The sequence below is a fragment of the Pseudomonas sp. L13 genome (assembly GCF_009935965.1).
Classification (GTDB): Bacteria; Pseudomonadota; Gammaproteobacteria; order Pseudomonadales; family Pseudomonadaceae; genus Aquipseudomonas; species Aquipseudomonas lactis.
In genome coordinates, this window is sequence record NZ_QODJ01000050.1 from 31,549 (window position 1) to 48,077 (window position 16,529).

Below are 16,529 nucleotides of genomic sequence, written 5' to 3' on the forward strand. Positions count from 1 at the left end.
GTGAAAAAATTGCGCTTACGGCCGAACCTTAAAACTTCCTTGCTACTGGCCGTTGCCCTTGGGGTGGCGGCCTGTTCCAGCAACACTCCATCGAAACTGCCTGGCTTGCCCGAGCGCGTCGAACTCAATGGCGTGCCGACCTTTCGCAGCGAGGCTTATCAGAGCGGTCCTACGGCACTTGCCAGCATGCTGTCGCAACAAGGCATTGTCATGACACCGGGTTTGCTTGATAAGCCGCTGCGCCTGCCCGGTGCCGAGGCGGACCTTGAGCGCAATATGCAGGTGCTGGCGCGTGAGTACGGGCTGATGGTGTACCCATTGGACACCAAGCTGACCGCCGTGCTGGCCCAGGTAGCGGCGGGTTACCCGGTGATGGCGCGGATCAACGCCAGCTATTGGTCCGGAGCGCGCTATGTCGTGGTGGTGGGGTTTAACCAGCAGAAGAGTACGGTGTTGTTGCGCTCAGGCAAGGAGCGCCGGTTGACCATGAGCTTCAGCGACTTTGAGTCGGCGTGGAAGGGCGCGGGCTATTGGGCCATCCTGACCCAGCGCCCGAGCCAACTGCCGGCCAATGTAGACGCGCAACGCTGGCGCGATGCGGCCAATGCCACCGCGCAGGCGGGGCAGCAGCAGGCAGCTGCGCAGGCGCTCAAGGTGCTGGCAGAAAAGAAGTGAAGCTCAAATAATGTGAGAGCAGGCTGTGGGAGCGGGCTTGCTCCCACAGTAAAATCGCTGTTTATCGACGTACTTCCGTAGCGGTCGCTCGATTCTTGAGGTTTTTATCGGCCTTGTAACGCAGCGCCACATCCGGCACTGCGCCGCCTTTGCCGGTCTCGACCCAGCTACGAATACGGCTGGCATCGGCAAAATGGGTGAACTTGCCAAAGGCATCCAGGATCACCAGCGACACCGGGCGGTTGCCCATGCTCGTCACCAGCACCAGGCAATGGCCGGCCTGGTTGGTGAAGCCGGTCTTGGTCAGCTTGATATCCCAGTTGGCGCGGTTGATCAGGTGGTCGGTGTTGGAAAAACCCAAGGTGTAGTTGGGCTTGCGGAACGACACAGTCTTTTCCTTGGTGGTGCTCAACTGGCTCAGCATCGGGAATTTACGCGCATAGGCCAACAGCTTGCTCAGGTCGCGGGCGGTCGACACGTTATGGATCGACAGGCCGGTGGGCTCCACATAGTGGGTGCTGGTCATGCCCAGGGATTTGGCCTTGGCGTTCATCGCCGCAATAAAGGCCGCGTAACCGCCAGGATAATGGTGGGCCAGGCTCGCAGCGGCGCGGTTTTCCGAAGACATCAGCGCGATCAGCAGCATTTCCTTGCGCGGCATCTGGCTGCCGATCTTCACCCGGGAGAACACGCCTTTCATCTCGGGCGTGTCGGTGATGTTGATGTCGATGTACTCGTCCATATTCTGCTTGGCTTCGAGGACGATCAGGCCGGTCATCAGCTTGCTCACCGAGGCGATGGGTACCACCACGTCGGGGTTGCTGGAATAGATAACCTTATTGGTCTGCAAGTCGACCAGCATGGCGCTGCCGGAGGCGATCTGCAGCTTGGAGGCGTCACGCGGGGCCAGGGTGGTTTCGGCGGCGTGGGCGAAGGTGCCTGTCAAAGCAAAAAACAGGCTGACAATAGAAAGACGAATTTTCACGCGGATGAACTCGCTAAAAAGTAAGGAAATGCCGTTGTAGAACGGATCTTGTGACAAATGACGTTACATTTTAGGAGTATGGATCAGAAAGCGATAGAGAGCCTTTAAATAAAGGCTGTAAGCCGATGATTGGTTAGGCTGTACCGATTTTATACCTATGGCTTTGTTATTTTTTCCCGAGTGTCCTCATCGATAAGCTGTCGAAGTTGCTCAAACAGGGGATCGGCATCGGTGTATTTCTTGCCGTAAACCAGATTGAACTCGTAATTGAAGCCCGGTGGATTCTTGCCCTGATTGTGCTGGAGCAGCGTCTCCAGCTTGTCCAGCGCCTTGACGGCTTTTGCCTCCGCAGACTGTGCGTGCTCATAGTCATCCCAGAGCGCCAATATCTTAGCTTTCAGCGGCTCATCCAGCGCAGAGGTCAGAAGCACAAGATCGTTTCTCTCTTGCTCGCCCTTGTTGGGAAACGCTGCCTGGCTGACGGCTGGAATGTCTCCGTTGATGGCCTCTCCCAGATCGTGAATGACGCACATCTTGAGAATCTTCAGCATGTCGAGTTCGGCCAGTTGGTCCTCGAAAACAATGGCCATCAAGCAAAGACGCCAACTGTGTTCTGCCGTGCTTTCGGTGCGCCCGGAAGAAGTGTGTGCACTTCTAAGTACATCCTTGAGTTTTTCCGTTTCCCGCAGGAATTCGAGGCGCCCTTTGATTTTGTCGATGTTCATGACGTTCTCTGTCTCCAGTGGCGAAGGCTATGCTATTGGAGTCAGATTAAGCCCGGGTAGGCTGAACGTCCACGCATACAATATGCATAGCGCAGGGCAGTCAAAGCGTTTCCACCAAACGCGCCGATGTACCGTCTGAAAGAGGGATGCGCGTCCACCGACAGGCGCTCTGGCTGATAGGCACAACAAGCGAGTCATTGTGGCCGGTAACGAACTCGATCGCCGGTGGCGCACTGACTTCCCGCCACCCGGTTTCATCCAGGGAGAGTTCCTTGCTGATGATCTGCGGTGTCGCAAAGCGCCATAGCGAACGCCCCAGCAATTCGCTGACGGGGCTTGCGAATTGGGCTGCGCGGGCAGGGGAGCAAGCCAGCAGACGGTGGGTCAGGTCGCACATGAGATGAACGGGTCGTGAGCTTTCCCTGACCAGGCGAGCCAAGGCTTGATCGGCGGCCGCATCAAGGCGGGCGGCGAGCAATTGCTCGAGTTGTTGGTGCGCGCGGGGGTCAATTGCCTGTACGCCGCTTTCCCAGCGCGAAATAGTGGACTGGGTGACGTTAAACAACTGCGCAGCGTGGGCTTGTTTGACTCGGTGCAACAAGCGCCACCGCCTGAGCGCGATGCCAGGCAAGGTTGGCTTTGGGAAGATGCCAGGCATTTCGAATTCCGGAAGGGTGACGGCCTTTGGCTAGTTTGTTTAATGCAATAACAGCCTGCAATAAGGGTTTTTCACGGGCAATAAAAAGCCCTGCGATAAAGCAGGGCTTTTTCATTATGCCTGGTTATCAGCCGTGCAGGGTTTCTGCGGCATACAGCGTATTTTCCAACAGGCAGGCCCGGGTCATCGGCCCGACACCGCCTGGAACCGGCGTGATCCAGCCAGCGCGGGGCAGGGCGGTTTCATACACCACGTCGCCCACCAACTTTCCGTCTTCCTGGCGGTTGATACCCACGTCAATGACGATGGCACCCTCCTTGATCCACTCACCCTTGACCAGGCCCGGCTTGCCGGCGGCGACTACCACCAGGTCGGCACGGCCGACGTGGCCGGCGAGGTCCTTGGTGAAGCGATGGGTGACGGTCACGGTGCAGCCGGCCAGCAGCAGCTCCATGGCCATCGGGCGACCGACGATATTCGATGCGCCCACCACGACAGCGTCGAGGCCGTACAGGTCGACACCGGTGCTTTCCAGCAGCGTCATGATGCCTTTAGGGGTGCATGGGCGCAGCAGGGGAATACGTTGGGCCAGGCGGCCAACGTTATAAGGGTGGAAACCGTCGACGTCTTTGTCCGGGCGGATGCGCTCCAGCAGTTTGGAGGCGTCCAGGTGCTCGGGCAGCGGCAGTTGCAGGAGGATGCCGTCCATGCCCGGGTCATCGTTGAGGCTGTCAATCAGGTCGGTCAGGGCCTGTTGAGTGGTGTCCGAAGGCAAGTCGTAGGCCTTGGAAATAAAGCCGACCTCTTCACAGTCTTTACGCTTGTGCGAGACATAAACCTGAGAGGCAGGATCGCTGCCGACCAGGATCACCGCGAGGCCAGGCGTGCGCAGGCCTTGCTGGCTGCGCTCGGTGACTCGTTTGGCGATCTGCTGGCGCAGGCTGGCGGCGATTGATTTGCCGTCGATAAGTTGTGCAGTCATTACGCGTGATTAACCATCGAGAGGGGGAAGAAAAGTGCGCGCATTCTCGCATGCCAAGGCGCGAGGGCAAAGGCGCTTGGTCTGCAAATTGCCCTAACCCCTTAAATAAAATCAGTTTTTTTCAAAAAAGATTTGACGGGTTTCCGGGGCATCTATACTATTCGTCGCACTTGTCGGGCACAGCCTAGCACTGGTTAAGAAGGTCGAGCAGAATAGTTGTACTGCAAGGCTGGAAGCACTTAGTTTGTAATCCTCCAAGAGTACAGATTAATAAGGCGCCCGTAGCTCAGCTGGATAGAGCATCCGCCTTCTAAGCGGATGGTCGCAGGTTCGAGTCCTGCCGGGTGCGCCATTAGGCAGCTTTGGCACAAGTAGCGCTATATGGTGGGCGTAGCTCAGTTGGTAGAGCACGGGATTGTGACTCCCGTTGTCGAGGGTTCGATCCCCTTCGTCCACCCCATATTCTGAAAGGCGCCAGATTTAACAGTCTGGCGCCTTTGCTTTAAGAGCTTCAAGCGCGGATGTGGTGGAATTGGTAGACACACTGGATTTAGGTTCCAGCGCCGCGAGGCGTAAGAGTTCGAGTCTCTTCATCCGCACCAATTAAAGCTTTTCCCGGTCGTCAGGCGGGGCAGGGCTCAACAAAGAAGTGGTTTGGTTTCTTTGTTAACGCAATATGGTGGGCGTAGCTCAGTTGGTAGAGCACGGGATTGTGACTCCCGTTGTCGAGGGTTCGATCCCCTTCGTCCACCCCATATTCGAAAGGCGCCAGATTTAACAGTCTGGCGCCTTTTTTGGTTTTGGCGGTTTGAGATTGGGTGGTCGCAGGTGCTGGGCTGCCCCGGCAGGGCGTGTCGTCGTATTTGTGTGTCTCGATGATGCTGCGTTGCTTGCCTGTTCTGTTCGCAGGGCGGGCCGTCAGGGAGATGAATGGTTGTTCCTTCTATATATAGAGAGGGGCGGCGCAGAGCCCTGGCGCAATTTGGCTGTATTTGTCACCGGGGCGAGGTACTTCAGTGCTTTCGTACCGATAAATTGCCGGCTGTTTTCCGCTGTGTTTTCAGTAGGGTGACTTCTTGAGTTTGACCCACTAGAATGCATGCCCTTGATTGGGGTCGGAAATGGCCGGCTAATGTCTGTGCAACGAGGAATATCCATGCAAGTTTCTGTTGAAAATACTACTGCTCTCGAGCGCCGCCTGAGCATCACCGTGCCGGCAGAGCGTATCGAGACTGCGGTCAACAAGCGTCTGCAGCAGACTGCCCAAAAGGCCAAGATCGCTGGTTTCCGTCCAGGCAAAGTGCCGATGAGCGAAATCAAGCGTCGTTTTGGTGCCGATGCGCGCCAGGAAGCTGTAGGTGACGTGATCCAGGCTTCTTTCTACGAAGCCGTTGTCGAGCAAAAGCTGAACCCGGCTGGCTCGCCTTCGATCGAGCCCAAGTCCCTGGAAGCGGGCAAGGACCTGGAATACGTTGCCGTATTCGAAGTGTTCCCGGAATTTGAAGTGGCCGGTTTCGACGGTATCGAAATCGAGCGTCTGAGCGCCGAAGTGGCTGATTCGGACCTGGACAACATGCTGGAAATTCTGCGCAAGCAGAACACCCGTTTCGAAGTGGCCGACCGTGCCGCCCAGAACGAAGACCAACTGAACATCGATTTCGTTGGCAAGGTTGACGGCGAAGTCTTCGCTGGCGGCTCCGCCAAGGGCACTCAGCTGGTGCTGGGTTCCAACCGCATGATCCCTGGCTTCGAAGACGGCCTGGTTGGCGCCAAAGCCGGCGAAGAGCGCGTTCTGAACCTGACGTTCCCTGCTGACTACCAGAACCTGGACCTGGCTGGCAAAGCCGCCGAGTTCACCGTGACCGTCAACAGCGTTTCCGAGCCTAAGCTGCCAGAGCTGAACGAAGAGTTCTTCGCCCAGTTCGGCATCAAGGAAACCGGCATCGAAGGCTTCCGCACCGAAGTTCGCAAGAACATGGAGCGTGAGCTGCGCCAGGCCATCAAGTCCAAGGTCAAGAACCAGGTCATGGACGGTCTGCTGGCTGCCAACCCGATCGAAGTGCCTAAGGCCCTGCTGTCCAACGAAGTGGATCGCCTGCGCGTTCAAGCGGTTCAGCAGTTTGGTGGCAACATCAAGCCTGACCAACTGCCGGCCGAGCTGTTCGAAGAGCAAGCCAAGCGCCGCGTTGTGCTGGGCCTGATCGTGGCTGAAGTGGTCAAGCAGTTCGACCTCAAGCCAGACGAAGACCGCGTTCGCGAAATGATCCAGGAAATGGCTTCGGCCTACCAGGAGCCTGAGCAGGTCGTGGCTTGGTACTACAAGAACGAGCAGCAGATGAACGAAGTACGTTCGGTTGTGCTGGAAGAACAAGTTGTGGATACTGTTCTGCAGAAGGCTAAGGTGACCGATAAAGCGGTCTCTTACGAAGAAGCAGTCAAACCGGCGGAAGCAGCACAAGCCGACTGATTGTCCAACTCGTTGGAAATTCAACCATAAGCCAGCCTCGCGCTGGCTTATGCGTTTTCAAGACATGACTATTTGGGAGTAACTGCAGAGCATGTTCCGTAATTCCTATATTCAGCAGAACTCTGATATCCAGGCCGCAGGCGGCCTGGTCCCGATGGTTGTCGAGCAGTCCGCTCGTGGCGAACGCGCCTACGACATCTACTCGCGCCTGCTCAAGGAGCGAGTGATCTTTCTGGTTGGCCCGGTAGAGGACTACATGGCCAACCTGATCTGTGCGCAGCTGCTGTTCCTTGAAGCGGAAAACCCGGACAAGGACATCCATCTCTACATCAACTCGCCGGGTGGTTCGGTGACTGCGGGTATGTCGATCTACGACACCATGCAGTTCATCAAGCCAAACGTGTCGACCACCTGTATTGGCCAGGCGTGCAGCATGGGCGCCTTCCTGCTGACCGCGGGTGCCGAGGGCAAGCGTTTCTGCCTGCCGAACTCGCGCGTGATGATTCACCAGCCACTGGGCGGCTTCCAGGGCCAGGCGTCGGACATCGAAATCCACGCCAAGGAAATCCTCTTCATTCGTGAGCGTCTCAACACGCTGATGGCCAAGCACAGCGGGCGCACCCTGGAAGAAATCGAGCGCGATACCAACCGTGACAATTTCATGAGCGCTGAAGCCGCCAAGGAATACGGGTTGATCGACGCAGTGATCGACAAGCGCCCCGCATAATATAAGCCGCTCAAAATAGGGCTGGTCGGCATGTCCGACCACTGGCGGGCTTGAAAAAGCCCGCATAAGCCTTCATCTTGTGTTGCAAGCCTATCGGATTTGGATCGAACGAATGACTGACACCCGCAACGGCGAGGACAACGGCAAGCTGCTCTATTGCTCCTTCTGTGGCAAAAGCCAGCATGAAGTACGCAAATTGATTGCCGGCCCCTCGGTGTTTATCTGCGACGAATGCGTCGACCTGTGCAATGACATCATCCGTGAGGAGGTGCAGGAAGCCCAGGCCGAGAGCAGTGCGCATAAATTACCTTCGCCTAAAGAAATCAGCGGCATCCTTGACCAATACGTCATTGGTCAAGAGCGTGCAAAAAAGGTTCTGGCCGTAGCGGTGTACAACCACTACAAGCGCTTGAACCAGCGTGACAAGAAAGGTGACGAGGTTGAACTGGGCAAGAGCAACATCTTGCTGATCGGTCCTACAGGCTCGGGTAAAACCCTGCTTGCAGAAACCCTCGCTCGCCTGCTGAACGTTCCGTTCACCATCGCCGACGCCACCACCCTCACCGAGGCTGGCTACGTGGGTGAAGATGTCGAGAACATCATTCAGAAACTGCTGCAGAAGTGCGACTACGACGTAGAGAAAGCCCAGATGGGTATTGTCTACATCGACGAGATCGACAAGATCTCGCGCAAGTCGGACAACCCGTCGATCACTCGGGACGTTTCCGGTGAAGGCGTGCAGCAGGCCCTGTTGAAACTGATCGAAGGCACGGTCGCGTCCGTACCGCCGCAAGGTGGTCGCAAGCACCCGCAGCAGGAATTCCTTCAGGTTGATACACGCAACATCCTGTTCATTTGTGGCGGTGCGTTCTCGGGTCTCGAGAAGGTGATTCAGCAGCGTTCCACCCGTGGCGGCATTGGTTTCAGTGCGGAAGTGCGTAGCAAGGAAGAAGGCAAGAAGGTGGGCGAGTCCCTGCGTGAAGTCGAGCCTGACGATTTGGTCAAGTTTGGTCTGATCCCGGAATTCGTTGGCCGTCTGCCGGTCCTGGCCACGTTGGACGAGTTGGATGAGGCGGCTTTGATCCAGATCCTCACCGAGCCGAAAAACGCCCTGACCAAGCAATACGGCAAATTGTTCGAGATGGAAGGTGTAGACCTGGAGTTCCGTACCGACGCGCTGAAATCGGTGGCCAAGCGGGCACTGGAGCGCAAGACCGGTGCACGTGGCCTGCGTTCTATCCTCGAAGGCGTGTTGCTCGACACCATGTACGAAATCCCCTCGCAGTCTGAGGTGAGTAAAGTAGTGATTGACGAAAGCGTTATCGAAGGCAAGTCCAAGCCACTGTATATCTATGAAAACAGTGAGCCGGCTGCCAAGGCTGCACCCGACGCGTAAGCGTTCAGCAGTTGCGGTACAAGCAAGGGGCCTTTAGGGGCCCCTTGTTTTTTTGGGCGTTTTTTCGAGACGGTGGTTAAATTCGCGTGTATTCATGCGTTTAACTGCTGGCATTGAGCTTGTTTTTTTTGCATGCAACCCCCATCTTGGTTTCAAGCTTATTTTTGAACTGTCATAGAGGCGAAATCATGAAGACAACCATCGAATTGCCTCTCCTGCCGTTGCGTGATGTCGTCGTCTATCCGCACATGGTTATCCCGCTGTTCGTGGGGCGCGAGAAGTCTATCGAAGCCCTCGAGGCCGCGATGACGGGCGACAAGCAAATCCTGCTGTTGGCCCAGAAGAATCCTGCTGATGATGATCCGGGCGAAGATGCCCTGTATCGCGTCGGCACCATTGCCACTGTCCTGCAATTGCTCAAGCTGCCCGATGGCACCGTCAAGGTGCTGGTCGAAGGCGAGCAGCGCGGTGCCGTAGAGCGCTTCATGGAGGTGGACGGCCACCTGCGCGCGGAAGTGGCGCTGATCGAAGAAGTTGAAGCCCCGGAGCGTGAATCCGAGGTGTTCGTACGCAGCCTGCTGTCGCAGTTCGAGCAGTATGTGCAGTTGGGCAAGAAAGTCCCGGCTGAAGTCCTGTCGTCCCTCAACAGCATTGATGAGCCAAGCCGCCTGGTCGACACCATGGCCGCGCACATGGCGCTGAAGATCGAGCAGAAACAAGACATCCTCGAAATCATCGACCTGTCGGCCCGTGTCGAACACGTATTGGCGATGCTGGATGGCGAAATCGACCTGTTGCAGGTTGAGAAACGCATCCGTGGGCGCGTGAAGAAGCAGATGGAGCGTAGTCAGCGCGAGTACTACCTGAATGAGCAGATGAAGGCCATTCAGAAGGAACTCGGCGACGGCGAGGAAGGCCACAACGAAATCGAAGAGCTGAAAAAGCGCATCGATGCCGCTGGCCTGCCCAAAGACGCCCTGACCAAGGCCACCGCCGAGCTGAACAAGCTCAAGCAGATGTCGCCGATGTCGGCTGAAGCCACCGTGGTGCGCTCGTATATCGACTGGTTGGTGCAAGTGCCGTGGAAGGCCCAGACCAAGGTGCGCCTGGACCTGGCCCGTGCTGAAGAGATCCTCGACGCTGACCATTACGGCCTGGAAGAGGTCAAGGAGCGCATCCTTGAGTACCTCGCCGTGCAAAAACGCGTGAAGAAAATTCGTGGTCCGGTGTTGTGCCTGGTCGGGCCTCCGGGTGTGGGTAAAACCTCCCTGGCGGAATCGATTGCCAGCGCGACCAACCGCAAATTCGTGCGCATGGCCTTGGGTGGCGTGCGTGACGAAGCGGAAATTCGCGGCCATCGCCGTACCTACATCGGTTCGATGCCGGGAAGATTGATTCAAAAGATGACAAAGGTGGGTGTACGCAACCCGCTGTTCCTGCTCGATGAAATCGACAAAATGGGCAGCGACATGCGTGGCGATCCGGCGTCGGCCTTGCTCGAAGTGCTTGATCCCGAGCAGAACCATAATTTCAACGACCATTACCTGGAAGTCGACTACGACTTGTCTGACGTAATGTTCCTGTGCACCTCCAACTCCATGAACATCCCGCCAGCCTTGCTGGATCGGATGGAGGTGATTCGTCTGCCGGGTTACACCGAAGACGAGAAGATCAACATCGCGGTCAAGTACCTGGCGCCCAAGCAGATTTCGGCCAACGGCCTGAAGAAGGGCGAGATCGAATTCGAGGTCGAGGCGATCCGTGACATCGTGCGCTACTACACCCGCGAGGCCGGTGTACGGGGCCTTGAGCGCCAGATCGCGAAGATCTGCCGCAAGGCGGTGAAGGAGCACGCGTTGGAAAAACGCTTCTCGGTGAAGGTGGTTGCCGACTCCCTGGAACACTTCCTGGGCGTGAAGAAATTCCGCTACGGCCTGGCCGAGCAGCAGGATCAGGTCGGCCAGGTGACTGGTTTGGCGTGGACCCAGGTGGGTGGCGAATTGCTCACCATCGAAGCTGCGGTGATTCCGGGCAAAGGCCAGTTGATCAAGACCGGCTCCCTGGGTGACGTGATGGTCGAATCCATTACCGCCGCGCAGACCGTGGTTCGCAGCCGCGCCCGCAGCCTGGGCATCCCGCTGAACTTCCACGAGAAGCACGACACCCATATCCACATGCCGGAAGGGGCGACCCCCAAAGACGGCCCTAGCGCTGGCGTAGGCATGTGCACGGCCCTCGTGTCGGCCTTGACCGGCATTCCCGTGCGCGCCGATGTGGCGATGACCGGGGAAATCACCCTGCGTGGCCAGGTATTGGCGATCGGTGGTCTCAAAGAGAAATTGCTCGCCGCCCACCGGGGTGGAATCAAGACCGTGATCATTCCTGAAGAGAATGTTCGTGACTTGAAGGAAATTCCTGACAACATCAAGCAGGATCTTCAGATTAAACCGGTTAAATGGATTGACGAGGTCCTGCAAATTGCGCTGCAATACGCGCCGGAGCCCTTGCCGGATGTGGCCCCGGAGATTGTCGCGAAGGACGAAAAACGCGAGTCCGATTCCAAGGAAAGAATTAGCACGCATTAATGTGTTGGAGCCTGGGGGCTTCCTTGACAGCTTTTTAGAGCCCTTGTTATAAAGCGGCTCTTAAGTGTCTGTAGGCCATTCAGCACTGGTTTTTGCTTTTTACCAAAAAACTTAGAATCATACTCAATAGATATATAAGGGGACTTAGAGTGAACAAGTCGGAACTGATTGATGCTATCGCTGCATCCGCTGATATCCCGAAAGCTGCTGCTGGCCGTGCGCTGGACGCAGTAATCGAATCCGTCACTGGCGCTCTGAAGGCCGGCGACTCCGTGGTACTGGTAGGCTTCGGTACTTTCTCTGTGACTGACCGCCCAGCTCGCACTGGCCGTAACCCACAGACCGGCAAAGCACTGCAAATCGCTGCTGCCAAGAAACCAGGTTTCAAAGCCGGTAAAGCCCTGAAAGAAGCCGTTAACTAAGCTTCGTTCAAGCCTTTGCTTACCCGGGTCGGACGCAGGTCTGGCCTGGCAGCGGAGCGGTAGCTGACCCACGTATCGGGTCGCCACGCCGGGGGTGCAGATTCGAACCCCCGTCCGCTCCGCCAGTTACGAGAAGGCGCATCCTCGGATGCGCCTTTCTTCTATCCGGACTCTACCCACGCTCCACGGTTGCCTAATTTTTGAAGTTCAACCGTTTCTGGGGGACGCATGCTGCAAAATATCAGGGACAATTCACAAGGCTGGATTGCCAAGACCATCATCGGGATCATCGTCGCATTGATGGCGTTCACCGGTATCGAAGCCATTTTCCAGGCTTCGGGTAATAACAAGCAGGACGTGGCCAAGGTCAACGGTGAAGAAATCACCCAGACCGAACTGAGCCAGGCTGTCGACATGCAACGGCGCCAGCTGATGCAACAGTTGGGCAAGGATTTCGACGCTTCCCTGCTGGACGAAAAGCTGCTGCGCGATGCTGCCCTCAAGGGCCTGATCGACCGTAAGCTGCTGCTGCAAGGCGCTGCTGATTCCAAGTTCGGCTTCTCGGAAGCTGCGCTGGACCAGGTGATCCTGCAAACGCCGGAATTCCAGGTGGACGGCAAGTTCAACGCCGAACGCTTTGACCAGGTGGTCCGTCAGTTGGGCTACAGCCGCATGCAATTCCGTCAGATGCTGACCCAGGAAATGCTGATCGGCCAGGTTCGCGCGGGCATCGCTGGCAGTGGTTTCGTGACTGACGCCGAGGTGCTGGCATTCGCCCGCCTGGAAAAACAGACCCGCGATTTCGCCACCGTCAACATCAAGGCTGACCCTGCGGCGGTGAAACTCACCGACGATGAGGTCAAGGCCTACTACGACCAGCACGCCAAAGAGTTCATGACCCCGGACCAGGTGGTCATCGACTATCTGGAATTGAAGAAGTCGTCCTTCTTCGACCAGGTTACCGTCAAGGACGATGAGCTGCAGGCTGCCTACGAGAAGGAAACCGCCAACCTCGCTGAACAGCGTCGTGCCGCGCACATCCTGATTGAAGTCAACGACAAGGTCACCGAGGCGCAAGCCAAGGCCAAGATCGAAGACATCCAGGCGCGCCTGGCCAAGGGTGAGAAGTTCGAAGCCCTGGCCAAGGAGTTCTCCCAGGATCCAGGTTCGGCCAACAATGGCGGCGACCTCGGTTTTGCGGGCCCTGGTGTTTACGACCCGGACTTCGAAACCGCCTTGTACGGCTTGAAGCAAGACCAGGTGTCGGCGCCGGTGCGCACCACCTTCGGTTGGCACCTGATCAAGTTGCTGGGCGTTGAAGCGCCTGAAGTGCCATCGTTCGCCAGCCTGAAAGACAAGCTGACCCGCGAGCTCAAGGCCCAGCAGGTTGAACAGCGTTTTGTCGAAGCGACCAAGCAATTGGAAGATGCGGCATTCGAAGCCTCTGACCTAGCCCAGCCGGCGTCTGACCTGAAGCTGACCGTCCATACCTCCGCGCCGTTTGGCCGTGAGGGTGGCGAAGGTGTTGCGGCCAACCGTGCCGTCGTCACTGCTGCCTTCAGCCCGGAAGTGCTGGATGAAGGTGCCAACAGCAGCGCTATCGAGCTGGACCCGGAAACCATCATCGTGCTGCGTGCCAAAGAGCATCTCAAGCCGGCCCAATTGCCGCTGGAGAACGTCGCTGCGGCCATTCGCACCCAGATGACCAAAGAGCGCGCGAGCGCTGCCGCCAAAGCCCGTGCCGACGAGTTGATCGCCAGCCTGCGTGATGGCAAGACCGCGCTGGACCAGCCGGTTGACGGCCAGGCCTGGAAGGTGACTGAGGCGGCTACCCGTGGCCAGGAGTCTATCGACCCGGCCGTGCTGCAAGCCTTGTTCCGCATGCCCAAGCCTGCGGCCAAGGACAAGCCGACCTTCACCACCGTGACCCTGCGCGATGGCAGCCTGATGATCGTGCGCTTGAACGGCGTGAACGAAGCGGCGGCCCCTACGGACGAAGAAAAGGCGCAATACCGCCGCTTCCTCGCTTCCCGTATTGGCCAGCAGGATTTCGCGGCCTACCGCAAGCAGTTGGAAACCCAGGCAGACATCAAGAAGTATTGATGCCGGCCTGAATCAAAAGACCCCGACCTGAAAAGGCCGGGGTCTTTTTTTGCCCTTGATAAAGTGAGTGCTGAATGCGCTTTAGGCGCTCTTGGCTGCAAACTTGAGCTTGCCCCACGTCAACCCGATCACCGCCGCCAGGGTTGAAGCCGCCAACACGCTCAGCTTGGCAGCCGACAACAGGGCCGGGTCAGAGAATGCCAGGGACGAAATAAAGATCGACATGGTGAAACCGATCCCCGCCAACAGGCCGACCAGGCCAACGCCCGTCCACGTCACACCGTCCGGCAGCTTGCAGATGTTCAGCTTGACCAGCGCCAGGCTCGCCAGCATTACGCCCAGAGGCTTGCCGAGCACCAGGGCGAAGATGACGCCCATGAATACACCGTGGGCCAGTGGGTCATCCAGATTGAAGCCGTCCAGGCTCACACCGGCGTTGGCCAAGGCAAACAGTGGCATCACGCCGAAGGCTACCCACGGGTGCAGCGCCGATTGAACCCGCTGCACCGGCGGCAGTATTTCCCGCTGGGCTTCGCGCAATTGCTTGAGGGGCGTGGCGACTTGCTGGGCTCCTTCGGCTGGCTGCGAGAACCGGTCCATCAGCTCGTTGAAGGTACGTTCGATGGTTTCCAGCGGGCGCTCCCGGGTGGGCTTGGAATTGACCGGGGTCATCAAGCCAAGGATCACCCCGGCGAGCGTTGGGTGCACGCCGGTCTTGAGCAGGCCAAACCACACGATAGCGCCTGGCAGCAGGTAGATCGCCGCCTTGCTGATACCCATGCGTTGGAACACCAGCACCAGGGCCAGCCCGCCGGCGGCAATCACCAAGCCCATGTAGTCGAGGCTGGCGGTGAAGAAGATCGCGATGATCAGGATCGCCACGATGTCATCGATGATCGCCAAGGCCAGCAGCAGGATACGCACGCCATTGGGGATCGACTTGCCCAGCAGCGCGAGCACGCCCACGGCAAAGGCGATATCGGTCGCGGTGGGCACCGCCCAGCCACTCGCGGCGCCAGTGCCGTGGTTGAGCAGGGTGTAGATGAGTGCCGGCATCAGCACACCGCCCAACGCCGCGCCCAGCGGCAGCGTGGCCAGCTTCAGGTTGGCGAGGGCGCCGTCTTTGATTTCCTGGCGGATCTCGGCACCCACCACCAGGAAGAAGATGGTCATCAGCCCGTCATTGACCAGAAAATGCAGGGAGCGCGACACGCTGTAGTCGCCCAGCCCGAGGGTGATGGGCGTGTTCCAGAAATGCTCGTAGGTCGCGGCGGCGGGGCTGTTGGCCCACACCAGCGCAACGATGGCAGCCAGCAGCAGCACAATACCGCTGACGGCTTCGATATGTGAAAAGCGCTCAAGGGCGGACAGCGCGCCCTCAGTCAAACGCTGGGGGCGGGGGATGGCGGGGTGTTTATCAGGCACGACAAATCTCCATTGGCGGCCCGACCAATGCTTGGCTTTAACCTGCGCCGTACTTTATGCAGCAACGCACCCAGGGACGATGATAGAAAGGTGAGGAATAAGTTGTAAACAAACTTGTCATAGAACCGCGCACATTGCGGATCTTTATCGATCCTATGTGCGCCGGGCTTTTTCCTACTGACGCTGCTGTCTAAGCCTGAGATGTTTTACCGACGGGAATCGCGCTTCAATGTCGCGTTCTGTTGCACAATACCGTCCGGACCGTTTTCTTCAGGATTTTCAATGTCGACATCATTTCACTTGCGCACTCTCGGGTTGGCGCTGGTGCTGGCGGGCGCTGCGGGCTGCTCGTCACCCAAGACCGCTATCTATGAACATGAGAATTTCGACGACTCCGGTACGTTTTCCCGCGATTACCCGGTCAGCGATGTGGCGGCCTGTGAAGCGGCGCGCCGTGCCCTGCTGAGTCAGGGCTACATCATTACCAGTAGCGATCCGAAGTTGGTGGCCGGCAACAAGAGCTTCCAGCAGACCGGCGAGACCCACCTGCAGATCAGTTTCAATGTTGTGTGCGCCGCTGATGGCAAGGGCAGCAATCACTCGACGATGTTTGCCAACGCCTTGCAGGACCGTTATGCGCTGAAGAAGGTCAACAACTCCGCGAGCCTCGGTGTGGGCGTGCTGGGTTCGGTGTCGATGCCGATTGGCTCCACCGACGACTCGATGGTGAAAGTGGCCAGCGAGACCGTCTCGGCACCCAAGTTCTACGAGCGTTACTTCGCGCTGGTGGACGTGTTCCTGCCGCAGGAAGTGAAGCAGGCCGAGCATATCCCCGAGCAGCCCAAGGCCGACCTGGGCGTTCCCGAGCCCAAGGCCGCTCCGGCAGCCGAGAAGGTCGAGGCGCCGAAGGAGGTGCCTGTAGCGCCCGCCGCTGCAGAGCCGCTCGCGCCGCCACCTGAGGCTGCACCGATTGCACCGGTGACAGAGCCTGCTCCCGTTGCACCGGCGCCGACTGATCCGGCCTTGCCTGCGCCGACAGAAGCGATTCCACCGCTGCCGATGCCTGCGCAATAACGCAATGCTCGAATGTGGGAGCGGGGTGTCAGGTAGAGAAGCGTCGGCTGACAGGTCGCTATCGCAGCATAGGTATCTACACAACTTCGGTACGACGCTGACCCTGTGGCGAGGGAGCTTGCTCCCGTGACGGCCTGACAGCCGACGCTTATCTACCTGACGCGCCGCAGTCCAAATGTGGGAGCTGGCTTGCCTGCGAAGGCGGCCTGACAGTCAACACAGTTGGATCGTGTACATATCCATTCCTGCGGTAACGGCCACTTAGGGTTCCGCTCTGACAGCGGCTCACTTTTGAAAAGCGCAAA

At 57.9% G+C, this 16,529-nt stretch carries 13 protein-coding genes and 4 tRNA genes; 12 read left to right on the plus strand and 5 right to left on the minus strand.

The window, feature by feature from the left end; all coding sequences use genetic code 11:
• Positions 1-9 precede the first annotated feature (9 nt).
• Positions 10-675 (plus strand): cysteine peptidase family C39 domain-containing protein, encoded by a 666-nt coding sequence (locus DK871_RS21665; protein ID WP_161906582.1) that lies wholly within the window; start codon positions 10-12, stop codon positions 673-675.
• A gap of 61 nt (positions 676-736) precedes the next feature.
• Here DK871_RS21665 and pbpG read toward each other — a convergent pair whose 3' ends face one another.
• From pbpG to folD, 4 genes are all read right to left on the minus strand, one after another.
• Complete coding sequence (pbpG, locus tag DK871_RS21670) at positions 737-1,660, minus strand: D-alanyl-D-alanine endopeptidase (protein WP_044274651.1); 924 nt, start codon at positions 1,658-1,660, stop codon at positions 737-739.
• Between the two features lie 155 nt (positions 1,661-1,815).
• A complete protein-coding gene (locus DK871_RS21675) occupies positions 1,816-2,385 on the minus strand; it encodes an HD domain-containing protein (RefSeq protein ID WP_161906576.1) in 570 nt (189 codons plus the stop codon).
• A gap of 100 nt (positions 2,386-2,485) precedes the next feature.
• Entirely contained in the window at positions 2,486-3,043 is a 558-nt protein-coding gene (locus DK871_RS21680; protein ID WP_161906577.1) for a helix-turn-helix transcriptional regulator, read from the minus strand.
• A gap of 127 nt (positions 3,044-3,170) precedes the next feature.
• Positions 3,171-4,025 (minus strand): bifunctional methylenetetrahydrofolate dehydrogenase/methenyltetrahydrofolate cyclohydrolase FolD, encoded by an 855-nt coding sequence (gene folD / locus DK871_RS21685; RefSeq protein WP_003192259.1) that lies wholly within the window; start codon positions 4,023-4,025, stop codon positions 3,171-3,173.
• A 275-nt stretch (positions 4,026-4,300) separates the two neighbouring features.
• Here folD and DK871_RS21690 point away from each other — a divergent pair.
• The 10 genes from DK871_RS21690 to DK871_RS21735 all read left to right on the plus strand — a co-directional run bounded on the left by DK871_RS21690 (position 4,301) and on the right by DK871_RS21735 (position 13,725).
• Positions 4,301-4,377 (plus strand) — tRNA-Arg (locus DK871_RS21690).
• A gap of 32 nt (positions 4,378-4,409) precedes the next feature.
• Positions 4,410-4,485: transfer RNA gene (locus tag DK871_RS21695), tRNA-His, on the plus strand.
• 57 nt (positions 4,486-4,542) lie between these two features.
• Positions 4,543-4,627 (plus strand) — tRNA-Leu (locus tag DK871_RS21700).
• A gap of 77 nt (positions 4,628-4,704) precedes the next feature.
• Positions 4,705-4,780: transfer RNA gene (locus tag DK871_RS21705), tRNA-His, on the plus strand.
• A gap of 401 nt (positions 4,781-5,181) precedes the next feature.
• On the plus strand, positions 5,182-6,492 hold the full coding sequence (gene tig / locus DK871_RS21710; RefSeq protein WP_014718988.1) for a trigger factor: 1,311 nt from the start codon (positions 5,182-5,184) through the stop codon (positions 6,490-6,492).
• Between the two features lie 91 nt (positions 6,493-6,583).
• Positions 6,584-7,219, plus strand: coding sequence for an ATP-dependent Clp endopeptidase proteolytic subunit ClpP (clpP, locus tag DK871_RS21715; RefSeq protein ID WP_003192255.1), 636 nt, complete (start codon positions 6,584-6,586; stop codon positions 7,217-7,219).
• Positions 7,220-7,331: 112 nt separating this feature from the next.
• On the plus strand, positions 7,332-8,615 hold the full coding sequence (gene clpX / locus DK871_RS21720; RefSeq protein ID WP_003192254.1) for an ATP-dependent Clp protease ATP-binding subunit ClpX: 1,284 nt from the start codon (positions 7,332-7,334) through the stop codon (positions 8,613-8,615).
• Between the two features lie 188 nt (positions 8,616-8,803).
• Positions 8,804-11,200, plus strand: a complete 2,397-nt coding sequence (gene lon / locus DK871_RS21725) for an endopeptidase La (RefSeq protein ID WP_161906578.1) — start codon at positions 8,804-8,806, stop codon at positions 11,198-11,200.
• 149 nt (positions 11,201-11,349) lie between these two features.
• Complete coding sequence (locus DK871_RS21730) at positions 11,350-11,622, plus strand: HU family DNA-binding protein (protein ID WP_003174819.1); 273 nt, start codon at positions 11,350-11,352, stop codon at positions 11,620-11,622.
• Positions 11,623-11,850: 228 nt separating this feature from the next.
• Complete coding sequence (locus DK871_RS21735) at positions 11,851-13,725, plus strand: SurA N-terminal domain-containing protein (RefSeq protein ID WP_161906579.1); 1,875 nt, start codon at positions 11,851-11,853, stop codon at positions 13,723-13,725.
• Between the two features lie 81 nt (positions 13,726-13,806).
• On the opposite strand, the gene nhaA is transcribed toward DK871_RS21735, so the two are convergent.
• On the minus strand, positions 13,807-15,150 hold the full coding sequence (gene nhaA / locus DK871_RS21740) for a Na+/H+ antiporter NhaA (protein WP_161906580.1): 1,344 nt from the start codon (positions 15,148-15,150) through the stop codon (positions 13,807-13,809).
• A 282-nt stretch (positions 15,151-15,432) separates the two neighbouring features.
• On the opposite strand from nhaA, the gene DK871_RS21745 reads away from it, so the two are divergent.
• Entirely contained in the window at positions 15,433-16,224 is a 792-nt protein-coding gene (locus DK871_RS21745; RefSeq protein WP_056787966.1) for a DUF2242 domain-containing protein, read from the plus strand.
• Positions 16,225-16,529: the final 305 nt, after the last annotated feature.